The organism is Pseudomonas putida (genome assembly GCA_041071465.1).
Classification (GTDB): Bacteria; Pseudomonadota; Gammaproteobacteria; order Pseudomonadales; family Pseudomonadaceae; genus Aquipseudomonas; species Aquipseudomonas putida_P.
On the sequence record CP163498.1, the window covers coordinates 1,789,766 to 1,805,103 of the forward strand.

Consider the following 15,338-nt stretch of genomic DNA (forward strand, 5'->3'; position numbering starts at 1 on the left):
GGGTACTTTCATGTCCCAAGAATTCGATTACATCATCGTCGGTGCCGGCTCGGCCGGTAACACCCTGGCTACCCGCCTGACCGAAGACGCCGGCGTCACCGTCCTGCTGCTTGAAGCCGGTGGCCCTGATTACCGCTTCGACTTCCGCACCCAGATGCCAGCTGCCCTGGCCTTCCCGCTGCAGGGCCGCCGCTACAACTGGGCCTACGAGACCGATCCCGAGCCGCACATGGACGGCCGCCGCATGGAATGTGGCCGTGGCAAAGGCCTGGGTGGCTCGTCGCTGATCAACGGCATGTGCTACATCCGTGGCAACGCCATGGACTTCGACGGCTGGGCAGAACTGCCAGGCCTGCAAGACTGGACCTACCTGGACTGCCTGCCCTACTTCCGCAAAGCCGAAACCCGCGACATCGGCCCGAACGACTACCACGGTGGCGAAGGCCCGGTCAGCGTCGCCACGCCGAAGGCTGGCAACAACCCGTTGTTCCACGCCATGGTTGAAGCCGGCGTACAAGCCGGTTACCCACGCACCGAAGACCTCAACGGCTACCAGCAGGAAGGCTTCGGCCCGATGGACCGTTCGGTCACCAAGAACGGCCGCCGTTCCAGCACCGCCCGTGGCTACCTGGACCAGGCCAAGAAGCGCCCGAACCTGACCATCGTCACCCACGCTCTGAGCGACCGCGTGCTGTTCGACGGCAAGCGCGCCGTAGGCGTGACCTACCTGGTCGGCGACAGTGAAGAGCGCGTTGAAGCCCGCGCCCGCAAGGAAGTGATCGTCAGCTCCGGCGCCATCGCCTCGCCGCAGCTGCTGCAGCGCTCCGGCGTTGGCCCGCGCGCCCTGCTGGAAAGCCTCGACATCCCGGTTGTGCACGATCTGCCGGGCGTTGGCGAAAACCTGCAGGACCACCTTGAGCTGTACCTGCAGTACGCCTGCACCCAACCGGTATCGCTGTACCCATCGCTGCTTTGGTGGAACCAGCCAGCCATCGGTGCAGAGTGGATGTTCAAAGGCACCGGTATCGGCGCCAGCAACCAGTTCGAGGCCGGTGGTTTCATCCGTACCCGCCCTGAGTTCAAGTGGCCGAACATTCAGTACCACTTCCTGCCAGTCGCCATTAACTACAACGGCTCCAATGGCGTGAAGGAACACGGCTTCCAGGCGCACATGGGCTCCATGCGCTCGCCTGCCCGCGGCCGCATCCAGGCCAAGTCGAAAGACCCGCGCCAGCACCCAAGCATCCTGTTCAACTACATGTCCACCGAGCAGGACTGGCAGGAGTTCCGCGACGGTATCCGCCTGACCCGCGAAATCATGGCCCAGCCGGCGCTGGACCCGTACCGTGGCCGCGAAATCAGCCCAGGCGCCGACGTGCAAACCGACGAGCAGCTGGACAAGTTCATCCGCGAGCACGCCGAAACCGCCTTCCACCCGTCCTGCTCGTGCAAGATGGGCACCGACGACATGGCAGTGGTCGATGGCGAAGGCCGCGTGCATGGCATGAAGGGCCTGCGTGTGGTCGATGCGTCGATCATGCCGCTGATCATCACCGGCAACCTCAACGCCACCACGATCATGATCGCCGAGAAAATTTCGGACAAGATCCGCGGCCGCAAGCCGTTGCCGCGCAGCACCGCCAAGTACTATGTGGCGGGTGATGCACCGGTGAAAGGCAAGCCGATGCGTGAAGTGAAGCAGGCGTAAACCTGCACCGGCCTTTTCGCGGGTAAACCCGCTCCCACACGGACATCACAAATCTCAAGTATTGTGAAAATCCTGTGGGAGCGGGCGTGCCCGCGAAGAGGCCCGCCCAGGCAACACACGGAAAGGCACCCACTGCGGTGCCTTTTGCACATCTGCAGAAACGCTTTACATGCTGCCAATTCATCAGGTTAGAATCGATTGGCACGCGACCTGCTAGCGACACGCTATCAAGCCTCCTCCCGCCCGTTGTCCCGGAGTACCTGCCTTTGGATGCAAGCACCATCAACAGCCTGTTCCTGATCGGCGCATTGCTGGTGGGCGCAAGTATCCTGGTCAGTTCGCTGTCGTCGCGCCTGGGTATCCCTATTCTGGTCATCATCCTCGCGGTCGGCATGGTCGCCGGTGTCGATGGTGGCGGCATCATCTTCAACAACTACCCAACCGCCTACCTGGTGGGCAACCTGGCACTGGCCGTGATCCTGCTTGACGGCGGCCTGCGCACGCGGGTGGCAAGCTTCCGCGTGGCACTGTGGCCGGCGCTGTCGCTGGCCACGGTCGGGGTGATGATCACCACCGCCCTCACCGGCCTGGTTGCCGCCTGGCTGTTCAACCTGAGCTTGATCCAAGGCCTGCTGATCGGCGCCATCGTTGGCTCCACCGACGCCGCTGCGGTGTTCTCGCTGCTGGGCGGCAAAGGCCTGAATGAGCGGGTTACCGCCACCCTGGAGATCGAGTCGGGCAGCAACGACCCGATGGCGGTGTTCCTCACCGTTACCCTGATCGACATGATCGCCAGCGGCCAGACCGGCCTGCACTGGAGCCTGCTGGGCCACTTGCTGCGCGAGTTCGGCATCGGCGGGCTGTTGGGCCTGGGCGGCGGCTGGCTGATGCTGCAACTGGTCAACCGCATCAACCTGGCCGGCGGCCTGTACCCGATTCTGGTCGTGGCCGGCGGCCTGGTGGTGTTCTCGCTGACCAACGCCTTGCACGGCAGCGGCTTCCTCGCCGTGTACCTGTGCGGCCTGGTGCTGGGCAACAAGCCAATTCGCAGCCGCCACGGCATTCTGCACATGCTCGACGGCATGGCCTGGCTGGCCCAGATCGGCATGTTCCTGGTGCTGGGGCTGCTGGTCACCCCGCACGACCTGCTGCCCATTGCCCTGCCGGCATTGGGCCTGGCGCTGTGGATGATCCTGGTGGCGCGGCCACTGTCGGTGGTCGCTGCACTGCTGCCGTTCAAGGCCTTCCATGGCCGCGAAAAGGGCTTTATTTCCTGGGTTGGCCTGCGCGGCGCGGTGCCGATCATTCTGGCGGTGTTCCCGCTGATGGCCGGCCTGCCGGACGCCCAGCTGTTCTTCAACCTGGCATTCTTCATCGTGCTGGTGTCACTGCTGGTACAAGGCACCAGCCTGCCGTGGATGGCCAAGCTGCTGAAAGTGACCGTACCACCAGACCCGGCACCGATCTCCCGCTCCGCCCTGGAAGTGCACGTCACCAGCGAATGGGAGCTGTTCGTGTACCGTCTGGGCGCCGAAAAATGGTGTATCGGGGCCGCCCTGCGCGAGCTGAAAATGCCCGAGGGCACACGTATTGCCGCCCTGTTCCGCAACGAGCAATTGCTGCACCCGTCGGGCAGTACCGTGCTGGAAGTTGGCGACATGCTCTGCGTGATCGGCCACGAGCACAACCTGCCAGCCCTGGGCAAACTGTTCAGCCAGGCGCCACAGCGTGGCCTGGACCTGCGTTTCTTCGGCGACTTCGTGCTCGAAGGCGATGCCGAACTGGGTGCGGTGGCAGCGTTGTACGGCCTGAAACTCGATGGCCTGGACGCGAAAATGCCGCTGGCACAGTTCATCCGACAAAAGGTCGGAGGCGCTCCAGTAGTAGGTGACCAGGTCGAATGGCATGGCACGATCTGGACCGTGGCGACCATGGACGGGAACAAGATCCAGAAAGTAGGCGTCAGATTCCCCGAAGGAACGCGACCCGGACCAGGATTGTTCCTCTAAACTTCGTTTCTGCCGGATCCACAAGTAGTCTGCCTATGTCCCTGCGCGCGTACCTTCGCACAGCCCTGCTCGGGCTGTGCCTGTCTCTCCCTTTTGCGGCCTACGCGGCAGAAGCCCCGACCACCGCCAGCATTCAGAACAGCCTCGACAAGATCGCCGAGCGCAAGCTGCCCGAGGCCGACCAGAAAGCCCTGCAGCAGGTGCTCGAACAAACGTTGAGCCTGCTCGCCAGCAAGGAAGACAACGAAAAGAAGCTTGCCGCGCTCAAGCAGCAACTGACCAGTGCGCCGAAAGAAACCAGCGACAACCAGAAAGAACTGGCCAGGCTCAAGGAAAGCAAAGCCCTGCCTGTCGCGCAGCGTTACGCAACGCTGACCGTGCCGCAGCTCGAACAGATGCTCAGCGAGCGCAACACCCAGCAGGGCGAGCTGCAAAAGGCGCTGTCCGAAGCCAACAGCCTGATCATCAACTCGCAAACCCGCCCCGAGCGCGCCCAGGCCGAAATCAGCAGCAGCCAGACCCGCACTCAGCAAATCAACAATATCCTCAAAACCGGCAAGGACGGAGGCAAGTCCATCAATGCCGACCAGCGCAACCAACTCAATGCCGAGCTGGCCTCGCTCAACGCACTGACGCTGCTGCGCCGCCAGGAACTGGCTGGCAACAGCCTGCTGCAAGACCTCGGCAATGCGCGTCACGACCTGCTGATCGAGCGCGCCGCGCGCCTGGAGCAGGAGATCCAGGACTTGCAGACGCTGATCAACGACAAGCGCCTGGCTCAGTCCCAGGAGGCGGTCACCCAGCAGTCGATCGAGGCGCAGAAGGCCGGCGGCAGCAGCCTGTTGGCCACCGAAAGCGCGGTCAACCTCAAGCTCTCCGACTACCTGCTCAAGAGCACCGACCGCCTCAACGAGTTGACCCAGCAGAACCTGCGCACCAAGCAGCAGCTCGACAGCCTGACCCAGGCCGACCAGGCGCTGGACGAGCAGATCAACGTGCTCAAGGGCAGCCTTTTGCTGTCGAAGATCCTCTACAAACAGAAGCAGACCCTGCCGCACCTGAAGGTAGACCGCGACCTGGCCGACCAGATCGCCGACACCCGCTTGTACCAGTTCGAGGTCAACCAGCAACGCGAGCAGATGAGCAGCCCGGTCACCTACGTCGACAAGCTGCTGGCCGCGCAACCGCAGGAAGATGTGACTCCGCAGCTGCGCAAGGCCCTGCTGGAAGTGGCCATCACCCGCAGCGACCTGCTGGAGCGGCTGAACCGCGAGCTGTCGGCGCTGCTCAATGAATCGATCACCCTGCAGCTCAACCAGAAGCAGTTGCTGGGCACCGCGCAGAGCCTGCGCACCACCCTCGACGAACAGATGTTCTGGATCCCCAGCAACAAGCCGCTGGACTGGGACTGGCTGCGTTATGTGCCGGAGCGTCTTGCCGACCAAGTTGCCAACCTGCCGTGGGGCTCGGGCCTGAAGGAACTGGCCGACGGCCTTAGCCAGCGCCCACTGTTGTTCCTGCCACTGCTGCTGGTGATCGGCGCCCTGCTGTGGCGGCGCAAGTACCTGTACCAACGGCTGGGCAAGGTGCACCAGGACATCGGCCACTTCCGCCGTGACAGCCAGTGGCACACGCCCCAGGCGATTCTCATCAACATCCTGCTGGCGATGCCGGTCAGCCTTGGCCTGGCACTGTGCAGCTACGCTTTGCAGATCGACGCCCGTGGGCAGAATGCCAACCTGGGCGCCGCGCTCTGGCAACTGGCCCAGGCCTGGCTGGTGTTCTACACCGCCTACCGCATTCTCGCCCCCGGTGGCGTGGCAGAAATTCACTTCCGCTGGCACAAGCCACAGGTCGAGTTCCTGCGCGGCTGGGTACGCCGCCTGGGCACCGTGGTGCTGGCGCTGGTTGGCGTGGTGGCAGTGGCCGAGCACCAGCCGTCGGCGCTGGCCGACGACGTGCTGGGCATCGGCGTGGTGCTGACCTGCTATGCGCTGATGGCCTGGCTGCTCAGCCGCCTGCTGCTCAGCAGCCCCGCGCACCGTGACACCTCGTTGTTCCGCAGGGCCGTGGGCGTAGCGTTCACCGCCCTGCCCATCGCCCTGTTCGTTGCCGTGTGCTTCGGCTACTACTACACCGCGCTGAAGCTCACCGACCGGTTGATCTACACCCTGTACCTGCTGCTGTTCTGGCTGGTGATCGAGGCCGCGTTCGTGCGTGGCCTGTCGGTAGCGGCACGGCGCCTGGCCTACCAGCGTGCGCTGAGCAAGCGTGCGGCGGCCAAGGAAGGGCTGGACGGCGAGGTCATCACCGAAGAGCCAACGCTGGACATCGAACAGGTCAACCAGCAGTCACTGCGCCTGATCCGCCTGGCCCTGCTCGGCGGCTTCATCGCCGGCCTGTACTGGGTGTGGTCAGACTTGATCTCGGTGTTCGCCTACCTCAACAACTTCGTACTGTACGAATACACCAGCGGCACCGGCGCGGCCGCCAGCATGGTGCCTATCAGCCTCGGCGACCTGCTGGGCGCGCTGGTGATCGTCGGCATCACCTTCGCCCTGGCCGGCAACTTGCCAGGCCTGCTGGAAGTACTGGTGCTGTCACGCCTGAACCTGGCCCAGGGCAGTGCCTACGCCACCACCACGCTGCTGTCGTACACCATCGTCGGTGTCGGGATCGTCAGCACCCTGTCGACCCTGGGGGTGAGCTGGGACAAGCTGCAGTGGCTGGTGGCCGCGCTGTCGGTGGGCCTGGGCTTCGGCATGCAGGAAATTTTCGCCAACTTCATCTCCGGCATCATGATCCTGTTCGAGCGCCCGGTGCGAATTGGCGACACCATCACCATCGGCAACCTGTCCGGCACGGTGAGCAAGATCCGCATCCGTGCCACCACCATCACCGACTTCGACCGCAAGGACATCATCGTCCCCAACAAGACCTTCATCACCGGCCAGCTGATCAACTGGTCGCTGACCGACACGGTCACCCGGGTGACGCTGAAGCTGGGCATCGACTACGGCTCCGACCTCGACCTGGTGCGCGAACTGCTGCTCAAGGGCGCACACGAGAACCCACGAGTGCTCAAGGACCCAGAGCCGATCGTGTACTTCCTCAACTTTGGCGAGAGCTCGCTGGACCACGAGTTGCGCATGCACGTACGTGACCTGGGCGATCGCAACCCGACGCTGGACGAAATCAACCGTTACATCAACCGCGAGTTCAAGGCACACAACATCAAGATCTCGGTGCGCCAGGTCGAGGTGTTCCTGATGGACCAGAAGGGCGGCAAACAGCAGGTTATTCCGCTGGAGCAACCTAAGCCGGATGGCACTGCACAGGCCTGAGTGGGCTCGAATGCTTTATTCTGTGCTGAACCCCAGGAGCAGCCCGTGAAAGCCCTCGACCAACTCAGCTTCGACAACCGCTTCGCCCGCCTGGGCGACGCGTTTTCCACCCAGGTGCTGCCTGAGCCCATCGCCGAGCCGCGGTTGGTCGTGGCAAGCGAATCGGCCATGGCGCTGCTCGACCTCGACCCCGCTCACGCCGAGCTTCCGGTGTTCGCCGAGTTGTTCAGCGGGCACAAGCTGTGGGAAGAGGCCGACCCTCGGGCGATGGTCTATTCCGGCCACCAGTTCGGCTCGTACAACCCGCGCCTGGGCGACGGCCGTGGCCTGCTGCTGGCCGAAGTACTGAACGATGCAGGTGAACACTGGGACCTGCACCTCAAAGGCGCCGGCCAAACGCCGTACTCGCGCATGGGTGACGGCCGTGCCGTGCTGCGCTCGTCGATCCGCGAATTTCTCGCCTCCGAAGCCCTGCACGCCCTCGGTATCCCCACCAGCCGGGCGCTGTGCGTGATCGGCTCCAGCACCCCGGTGTGGCGCGAAACCCGCGAAAGCGCCGCCATGCTCACGCGCCTGGCACAGAGCCATGTGCGCTTCGGTCATTTCGAATACTTCTACTACACCAAGCAACCCGAGCAGCAGCGTGTGCTGATCGACCATGTACTGGAGCAGCACTACCCCGAATGCCGTGATGCCGAGCAGCCCTACCTGGCCATGTTCCGCACCATTGTCGAGCGCAACGCCGAACTGATCGCCCGCTGGCAGGCCTACGGCTTTTGCCACGGGGTGATGAACACCGACAACATGTCGATCCTGGGCATCACCTTCGACTTCGGCCCGTATGCCTTCCTCGACGACTTCGATGCCAACTTCATCTGCAACCACTCCGACGACCGAGGCCGCTACAGCTACGCCAACCAGGTGCCCATCGCCCACTGGAACCTCAGCGCGCTGGCTCAGGCATTGACCACGGTGATCGAGGTTGAGCCACTGAAGGAAACGTTGGGGCTGTTCCTGCCGCTGTACCAGGCCCATTACCTGGACCTGATGCGCCGACGCTTGGGCCTGACCACTGCCGAAGAAGACGACATGGCGCTGGTCGAGCGACTGCTGCAATGCATGCAGCGTGGTGGCGTGGACTACAGCCTGTTCTTCCGCAAGCTGGGCGAACAGCCGGCGGCAGACGCACTCAAGGTGGTGCGCGACGACTTTATCGACCTGGCCGCTTTCGATGCCTGGGGCGCGGACTACCTGGCCCGTTGTGATCGCGAACCCGGTAATGCCGAAGGCCGCCGCGAGCGGATGCATGCGGTGAACCCGCTGTACGTGTTGCGCAACTACCTGGCGCAGAAAGCCATCGAAGCGGCAGAAGCGGGTGATTACAGTGAAGTGCGTCGGCTGCATCAAGTGCTTAGCCACCCCTTCGAAGAACAACCCGGTATGCAGGCCTACGCCGAACGGCCACCAGAATGGGGCAAGCACCTGGAAATCAGCTGCTCCTCCTGATTAACGCCAAACCCTGTGGGAGCGGCCTTGTGTCGCGATGGGCTGCAAAGCAGCCCCTAAAATATCAAGGAAACAACATGTCCGAACCGCTGGTAGTCCCCTGCCCCCACTGTAACGGCCTCAACCGCCTGCCCGCCGAGCGCCTGGGCGATACACCAAAATGCGGCCGCTGCAAACAGGACATGCTGCTGAGCACCCCTTTCGAGCTGACCGAAGCCAGCTACGCCAGCCAGATCAAGGGCGACCTACCGCTACTGGTCGACATCTGGGCCGACTGGTGCGGCCCGTGCAAGTCCTTTGCCCCCACCTTCGAACAGGCCGCCCGCCAGCTGACCGGCCGCTGCCGCCTGGCCAAGCTCGACAGCGAAGCCAACCGCAACCTTGCGGGGCAACTGGGCATTCGTTCGATCCCCAGCCTGCTGCTGTTCAAGAACGGCCGCGAAGTCAGCCGCCAGGCCGGGGCGTTTCCACTCCAGACGTTGCTGGAGTGGGTGCGTAGCCAAGGGGTTTAAGCGTTCTCTTCGAGCAACGAGTGCAACTCGACAAACTGCTGGGTCAGCTTGTGCTTGGGCTCCAGGTGAATCAGCGGCAGGCTGGCGTGGTGCGATTCACGCATCTTCACCGAGCTGCCCAGGTACACCGGCAGCACCGGTAACCCTTCGGCCAGCAGTTCGTCGAGCATCTGCTGTGGCAGGCTGGCACGGGACTGGAACTGGTTGACCACGATGCCTTCGACCATCAGGTCTTCGTTGTGGTCTTCCTTGAGGTCTTCGATCTCGGCCAGCAGGCCATACAGGGCCTGGCGCGAGAAGCTGTCGCAGTCGAAGGGAATGAGCACGCGATCAGCGGCAATCAACGCGGAAACCGCGTAGAAGTTCAGCGCCGGTGGGGTATCGATGTAGATACGCTCGTAGTCCTCGTCCAACTCGTCGAGCAGCTTACGCAGCTTGTTGATCTTGTGCTTGGCCTCAAGCTTGGGCTGCAGGTCGGCCAGCTCGGCGGTGGCGGTGACCACGTGCAGGTTGTCGAACGGCGTTTCGTAGATATCGACCTTGTTCTTCTTGCTGAACGGCCCGCTGGACAGGCTTTGCTTGAAAAAGTCGGCGATACCCATGGGGATGTCCTCGCCGGTCAGGCCAGTGAGGTACTGGGTCGAGTTAGCCTGGGCATCCAGGTCGATCAGCAAGGTCCGGTAGCCTTCATTGGCACTGACCGCCGCAAGGTTGCAGGCGATGCTCGACTTGCCCACGCCACCTTTCTGATTGAATACCACGCGCCGCATGATTGACCTCCGTGTTTCAACGAATGCCCGAGTATGTGGTGACGCTGCGGCAATGGCCAGTGCCATTTGACCGGCATCAGCCCTGGCCGACCACTTGCCCCGTCAACAGCTCGGCAAACGCTTTGGCCATCACCGAATTACCGCGCTCGCGTTGCACCAGCCACACCGCCGACATCGCCCCTTCATCCAGCAGCGTGCGGTACACCACGCCTTCAATGCGCATGCGCTGGAACGACGCCGGCAACACCGACACGCCCAACCCCGCCGACACCAGGCCAATGATGGTCATCGCCTCCCCCGCCTCTTGTGCGAAGTGCGGGCTGAAGCCCGCCTGTCGCGCCAGGCTCAGCAATTGCGCATGCAGGCCGCTGCCATAACTGCGCGGGAAGAACACGAACGGTTCATGGGCCAGTGCCGCCATATAAACACCCTGCTCAGTGCCCTCGGCCAGCGGATGCGAGGCATTGATCACCGCCACCAGCGGCTCGCGGAACAACTCGGTGGCCACCAGCCCTTCCGGTAGCGGCATCGGCCGCATCAACCCCACTTCGATCGATTCATCGAACACCCCTTCGGCAACATCACGGCTGCTCATTTCCTTGAGGTTCAGGTGCACCGACGGGAAGCGCTGACGGAAGGCATGGATCGCCTTGGGAATTTTCGAGGTGAACGGAGCCGACGAGGTGAAGCCTATTTTCATCTCGCCCAGCTCTCCCAGCTGCGCACGCCGGGCCACATCTGCCGCCTTTTCTACCTGCGCCAGCACCTGCCTGGCCTCTTCAAGGAACAGCCGCCCCGCCTCGCTCAGCTCGACCCGACGATTGGTACGGTCGAACAGACGCGCCCCCAGCTCTTGTTCCAGCGCCTGGATCTGCTGGCTCAAGGGTGGCTGTGAAATACCCAGCTGCTGGGCGGCGCGGCCAAAGTGCAGCTCTTCGGCCACGGCGATGAAGTAACGCAGATGGCGCAGTTCCATGATGGGCTCCAAACAGGTCGTAAAACATCTTAAATAGGTCGAACAATATATTGGATCTAATCATTAGCCAGCTATATGCTTTTTTCATTGCGCCAGAGGTACCCGCCCGTGAAAACTGCTGTAGCCCCCTTCCTGCCGAGCCCGAACCTGCCACCCTGAACGACATGTGGATCGAGAAAGGCACCCCCGCCTTCATGAAGACCGTGCTGGCCCTGTTCAGCGGCGGCTTCGCCACCTTCGCCCTGCTGTACTGCGTACAGCCGATGATGCCGCTGCTGTCCAAGGAATTTGCCATCAACGCGGCGCAAAGCAGCTTGGTGCTATCGGTGTCCACTGCCATGCTGGCGTTCGGCCTGCTGATCACCGGCCCCATTTCTGACCGCATCGGGCGCAAGCCGGTGATGGTGTTCGCCTTGGTCTGCGCCGCCCTGTCCACCCTGGCCAGCGCAGTGATGCCGAGCTGGGAGCTGGTACTGGCCACCCGTGCGTTGGTCGGCCTGTCGTTGAGCGGCCTGGCTGCGGTGGCAATGACCTACCTGAGCGAAGAGATCCACCCGCAACACATTGGCCTGGCAATGGGTCTGTACATCGGCGGCAACGCGATTGGCGGCATGAGTGGGCGGCTAATCACTGGCGTCCTGATCGACTTCGTCAGCTGGCACACGGCGATGCTGACCATCGGTGGCCTGGCCCTGGTAGCCGCACTGGTGTTCTGGAAGGTACTGCCCGAATCGCGCAACTTCCGCCCGCAGATGATGAGCCCGCGCAGCCTTCTGGATGGCTTTGTCATGCATTTCAAGGATGCCGGCCTGCCCTGGCTGTTCCTCGAAGCCTTCCTGCTGATGGGTGCGTTCGTCACCTTGTTCAACTATATCGGCTACCGGCTGCTGGCCGAGCCTTACCACATGAACCAGGCGCTGGTGGGCTTGCTGTCGGTGGTTTATCTGTCGGGCATCTACAGCTCGGCGCAAGTCGGTGCCCTGGCTGACAAGCTGGGCCGGCGCAAGGTGTTCTGGGCCAGTATCGTGGTGATGGCCGGCGGCTTGCTGATGACCCTGGCCAGCCCGCTGGCCATGGTGATCGTGGGTATGCTGGTGTTCACCTTCGGCTTCTTTGGCGCACACTCGGTGGCCAGCAGCTGGATCGGACGCAGAGCGCTGAAGGCCAAGGGACAGGCGTCGTCGCTGTACCTGTTCAGCTACTACGCAGGGTCCAGCGTGGCCGGTACGGCGGGCGGGGTGTTCTGGCACCAGTGGGGCTGGAATGGCATTGGGCTGTTCATTGGCAGCTTGCTGGCGGTGGCGTTGCTGGTGGCGTTGCACCTGAGCAAGTTACCCCCTAAATCGAGCTGACCCAGGGGGCCGCTTTGCGGCCCCAAAATCTCAGATCAGTTGATGATCTCGACAATATCCACATCCACTTCACGGCTCATCAGGTGCTTCTCCACCTCACCGGTCAGCTTGACCTTGGTCTTGTCGTTGAACGGCGTCGGCGGCAGGTCTTCGTCATCGATCTCGACGGTAATGGTGCCGGTGTTGTCCTTGAACTCGTACTTGTCGTCGTTGTTGATCTTCTTGGTCACGAAGCCCTGCAGCACCACTGGGGTGTCATCGGCAGCGTCGTTGGCAGCGGCGACGGTGGTGACCGACTGGGCACCGGGGCCGGTATAGCCAGCAGCAAGTGCGGCAGTGCTGAACAGCGGGGCGAGGATCAGGGCGAGATAACGGGTTTTCATGAGGATAGGGTCCTGTTTCGGTTTCGATGGGACCAGATTAACGACGTTCGCTGAATTAAAACTTAATGCGACAAAAAGCCCGGCACAGGGCCGGGCTTTGCTTTCCAGCAATCAACTCACTGGTGATACTGCGCCGACAGTTCATGCACGGCGTTGATGAACACGCCAGCATGCTCCGGGTCGACTTCCGGGGTAATGCCATGGCCCAGGTTGAATACGTGGCCGGTGCCTTGGCCATAGCTGGCCAGGATGCGCGCCACTTCCTGGCGGATGGCCTCGGGCTTGGCGTACAGCACGGTCGGGTCCATGTTGCCTTGCAGGGCAACCTTGTCACCTACGCGGCGGCGGGCGTCGCCGATCTCGCAGGTCCAGTCCAGGCCCAGTGCATCGGCACCGGCTTCGGCGATGCTTTCCAGCCACAGGCCGCCGTTCTTGGTGAACAGGATCACCGGCACCTTGCGCCCTTCGTGCTCGCGGATCAGGCCGCTGACGATCTTGCGCATGTAGGCCAGGGAGAATTCCTGGTAGGCCGCCGCCGACAGGTTGCCGCCCCAGGTATCGAAAATTTGCACAGCCTGAGCACCGGCCAGAATCTGGCCGTTCAGGTAGCTGGTGACCGACTGGGCCAGCTTGTCCAGCAGCAGGTGCAGGGCTTGCGGGTTGTCGTAGGCCATGGCCTTGGTCTTGCGGAAGTCCTTCGACGAGCCGCCTTCAACCATGTAGGTGGCCAGGGTCCAAGGGCTGCCGGAGAAGCCGATCAACGGCACGCGGCCGTTAAGCTCGCGACGGATGGTGCTGACCGCGTCCATCACGTAGCCCAGATCTTTTTGCGGGTCGGGGATGGGCAGTGCTTCGATGTCGGCCGGGGTGCTGATGACCTTCTTGAAACGCGGGCCTTCGCCGGTTTCGAAATACAGGCCCAGGCCCATGGCATCAGGGATGGTGAGGATGTCCGAGAACAGGATCGCTGCGTCCAGCGGGTAGCGGTCCAGCGGCTGCAGGGTGACCTCGCAGGCAAACTGCGGGTTCATGCACAGGCTCATGAAGTCACCGGCCTTGGCGCGGCTGGCGCGGTACTCCGGCAGGTAGCGGCCGGCCTGGCGCATCATCCACACCGGGGTAACGTCTACGGGTTGCTTGAGCAGAGCACGCAGGAAACGATCGTTCTTCAGGGCAGTCATGTCGGCATCCGGAAAAATAGTGCGGGCATTTTCTCAGACGCACAAAGAAAAGGCACGGCTGTTTGCCGTGCCTTTTCTCTATGGGTATGTCCTGGATCAATAGATTTTGTATACAAAATCTAAAACAGTCAGACCTCGAGGTAGTCCAGAATGCCTTCGGCAGCTGTACGCCCTTCGAAAATAGCCGTCACTACCAAGTCCGAACCACGCACCATGTCGCCACCGGCAAACACTTTCGGGTTGCTGGTCTGGTGCTTGAACTTGCCTTTCTCCGGTGCCACGACACGGCCCTGACTGTCCAGCTGAATGCCATGCTGCTCGAACCACGGCGCCGGGCTCGGGCGAAAGCCGAAGGCGATCACCACGGCATCGGCCGGCAGGATCTCTTCGGAGCCCGGGATCGGCTCGGGGCTGCGGCGGCCACGGGCATCCGGCTCACCCAGGCGGGTCTCGACCACTTTCACGCCTTCGACCTTGTCCTCGCCGACAATGGCGATTGGCTGACGGTTATAGAGGAACTTCACGCCCTCTTCCTTGGCGTTCTTCACCTCTTTGCGCGAACCCGGCATGTTGGCTTCGTCACGGCGATAGGCACAGGTCACTGCCTTGGCACCCTGGCGGATCGAGGTGCGGTTGCAGTCCATCGCGGTGTCACCACCGCCCAGCACCACGACCTTTTTGCCCTGCATATCGACGAAGTCTTCCGGCGACTTCTCGAAGCCCAGGTTGCGGTTGACGTTGGCAATCAGGAAGTCCAGTGCGTCATGCACGCCCGGCAGGTCTTCGCCCGGGAAGCCGCCCTTCATGTAGGTGTAGGTACCCATGCCCATGAACACCGCGTCGTACTCGGCGAGCAGCTGCTCCATGGTCACGTCCTTGCCCACCTCGGTGTTCAGGCGGAACTCGATACCCATGCCGGTGAACACTTCGCGGCGGTTGCTGAGCACGGTCTTTTCCAGCTTGAACTCGGGGATGCCAAAGGTCAGCAAGCCGCCGATTTCCGGGTTCTTGTCGAACACCACCGGGGTTACGCCAGCGCGCACCAGCACGTCAGCACAACCCAGGCCGGCCGGGCCGGCGCCGATGATGGCGACGCGCTTGCCGGTTGGCTTGACCTTGGACATGTCCGGGCGCCAGCCCATGGCGAAAGCGGTGTCGGTGATGTACTTCTCCACAGAACCGATGGTCACTGCGCCGAAGCCATCGTTCAGGGTGCAGGCCCCCTCGCACAGGCGGTCTTGCGGGCACACGCGGCCGCACACTTCAGGCAGGGTGTTGGTCTGGTGCGACAGTTCCGCCGCAGCCAGGATGTTGCCTTCGGAAACCAGCTTCAACCAGTTGGGGATGAAGTTGTGCACCGGGCACTTCCACTCGCAATACGGGTTACCGCAGCCCAGGCAGCGGTGTGCCTGCTCCACGGACTGCTGCGGCTTGAACGGCTCGTAGATTTCCACGAACTCCTTCTTGCGCTGGCGCAGCAGCTTTTTCTTCGGGTCCTTGCGGCCCACTTCGATGAACTGGAAGTCGTTGTTCAGACGTTCAGCCATTTTTCAAAACCTCTTTACCGCAGTTGCCAGCCCTAGGCTGCAAGCTGCAA

11 protein-coding genes are annotated in these 15,338 nt (G+C 62.6%); 6 read left to right on the forward strand and 5 right to left on the reverse strand.

All coding sequences use genetic code 11. From position 1 onward, the window contains the following. The first annotated feature begins 10 nt into the window (after window positions 1–10). The 5 genes from betA (at window position 11) to trxC (ending at window position 9,079) form a co-directional block, all read left to right on the forward strand. Complete coding sequence (gene betA / locus AB5975_08265) at window positions 11–1,708, forward strand: choline dehydrogenase (GenBank protein ID XDR21812.1); 1,698 nt, start codon at window positions 11–13, stop codon at window positions 1,706–1,708. Between the two features lie 266 nt (window positions 1,709–1,974). Beyond that, on the forward strand, window positions 1,975–3,717 hold the full coding sequence (locus AB5975_08270) for a potassium/proton antiporter (GenBank protein XDR21813.1): 1,743 nt from the start codon (window positions 1,975–1,977) through the stop codon (window positions 3,715–3,717). Window positions 3,718–3,752: 35 nt separating this feature from the next. Further along, window positions 3,753–7,061 carry a mechanosensitive channel MscK gene (mscK, locus tag AB5975_08275; GenBank protein XDR21814.1) on the forward strand — a complete coding sequence of 1,103 codons (3,309 nt, stop codon included), beginning with the start codon at window positions 3,753–3,755 and terminating at the stop codon, window positions 7,059–7,061. 45 nt (window positions 7,062–7,106) lie between these two features. Further along, the gene (selO, locus tag AB5975_08280) at window positions 7,107–8,567 is read left to right on the forward strand and encodes a protein adenylyltransferase SelO (GenBank protein XDR21815.1); all 1,461 of its coding nucleotides are present in this window, start codon (window positions 7,107–7,109) and stop codon (window positions 8,565–8,567) included. A 77-nt stretch (window positions 8,568–8,644) separates the two neighbouring features. Continuing rightward, entirely contained in the window at window positions 8,645–9,079 is a 435-nt protein-coding gene (gene trxC, locus AB5975_08285) for a thioredoxin TrxC (protein ID XDR21816.1), read from the forward strand. Here trxC and AB5975_08290 read toward each other — a convergent pair. Then, window positions 9,076–9,849 carry a ParA family protein gene (locus AB5975_08290; GenBank protein ID XDR21817.1) on the reverse strand — a complete coding sequence of 258 codons (774 nt, stop codon included), beginning with the start codon at window positions 9,847–9,849 and terminating at the stop codon, window positions 9,076–9,078. The genes trxC and AB5975_08290 overlap by 4 nt on opposite strands. A 76-nt stretch (window positions 9,850–9,925) precedes the next feature. Then, complete coding sequence (locus AB5975_08295; GenBank protein ID XDR21818.1) at window positions 9,926–10,825, reverse strand: LysR substrate-binding domain-containing protein; 900 nt, start codon at window positions 10,823–10,825, stop codon at window positions 9,926–9,928. A 164-nt stretch (window positions 10,826–10,989) separates the two neighbouring features. Between AB5975_08295 and AB5975_08300 the strand changes: the two genes are divergently transcribed. Continuing rightward, window positions 10,990–12,177: an MFS transporter gene (locus tag AB5975_08300; GenBank protein XDR21819.1), complete on the forward strand. Its 1,188-nt coding sequence runs from the start codon at window positions 10,990–10,992 to the stop codon at window positions 12,175–12,177. Between the two features lie 35 nt (window positions 12,178–12,212). Here AB5975_08300 and AB5975_08305 read toward each other — a convergent pair whose 3' ends face one another. The 3 genes from AB5975_08305 to AB5975_08315 form a co-directional block, all read right to left on the reverse strand. Beyond that, a complete protein-coding gene (locus AB5975_08305) occupies window positions 12,213–12,560 on the reverse strand; it encodes a YgiW/YdeI family stress tolerance OB fold protein (GenBank protein ID XDR21820.1) in 348 nt (115 codons plus the stop codon). Between the two features lie 116 nt (window positions 12,561–12,676). Then, a complete protein-coding gene (gene hemE / locus AB5975_08310) occupies window positions 12,677–13,741 on the reverse strand; it encodes a uroporphyrinogen decarboxylase (protein XDR21821.1) in 1,065 nt (354 codons plus the stop codon). Window positions 13,742–13,869: 128 nt separating this feature from the next. Continuing rightward, window positions 13,870–15,288, reverse strand: a complete 1,419-nt coding sequence (locus tag AB5975_08315; protein XDR21822.1) for an FAD-dependent oxidoreductase — start codon at window positions 15,286–15,288, stop codon at window positions 13,870–13,872. Window positions 15,289–15,338: the final 50 nt, after the last annotated feature.

Bases quoted from the DNA above. Each gene is read 5' to 3' on its own strand.
- betA (XDR21812.1), top strand. From the start codon at position 11: ATGTCCCAAGAATTCGATTACATCATCGTCGGTGCCGGCTCGGCCGGT.
- trxC (XDR21816.1), top strand. From the start codon at position 8,645: ATGTCCGAACCGCTGGTAGTCCCCTGCCCCCACTGTAACGGCCTCAAC.
- AB5975_08300 (XDR21819.1), top strand. From the start codon at position 10,990: ATGTGGATCGAGAAAGGCACCCCCGCCTTCATGAAGACCGTGCTGGCC.
- AB5975_08315 (XDR21822.1), bottom strand. From the start codon at position 15,288: ATGGCTGAACGTCTGAACAACGACTTCCAGTTCATCGAAGTGGGCCGC.
- hemE (XDR21821.1), bottom strand. From the start codon at position 13,741: ATGACTGCCCTGAAGAACGATCGTTTCCTGCGTGCTCTGCTCAAGCAA.
- AB5975_08290 (XDR21817.1), bottom strand. From the start codon at position 9,849: ATGCGGCGCGTGGTATTCAATCAGAAAGGTGGCGTGGGCAAGTCGAGC.
- mscK (XDR21814.1), top strand. From the start codon at position 3,753: ATGTCCCTGCGCGCGTACCTTCGCACAGCCCTGCTCGGGCTGTGCCTG.
- AB5975_08295 (XDR21818.1), bottom strand. From the start codon at position 10,825: ATGGAACTGCGCCATCTGCGTTACTTCATCGCCGTGGCCGAAGAGCTG.
- AB5975_08305 (XDR21820.1), bottom strand. From the start codon at position 12,560: ATGAAAACCCGTTATCTCGCCCTGATCCTCGCCCCGCTGTTCAGCACT.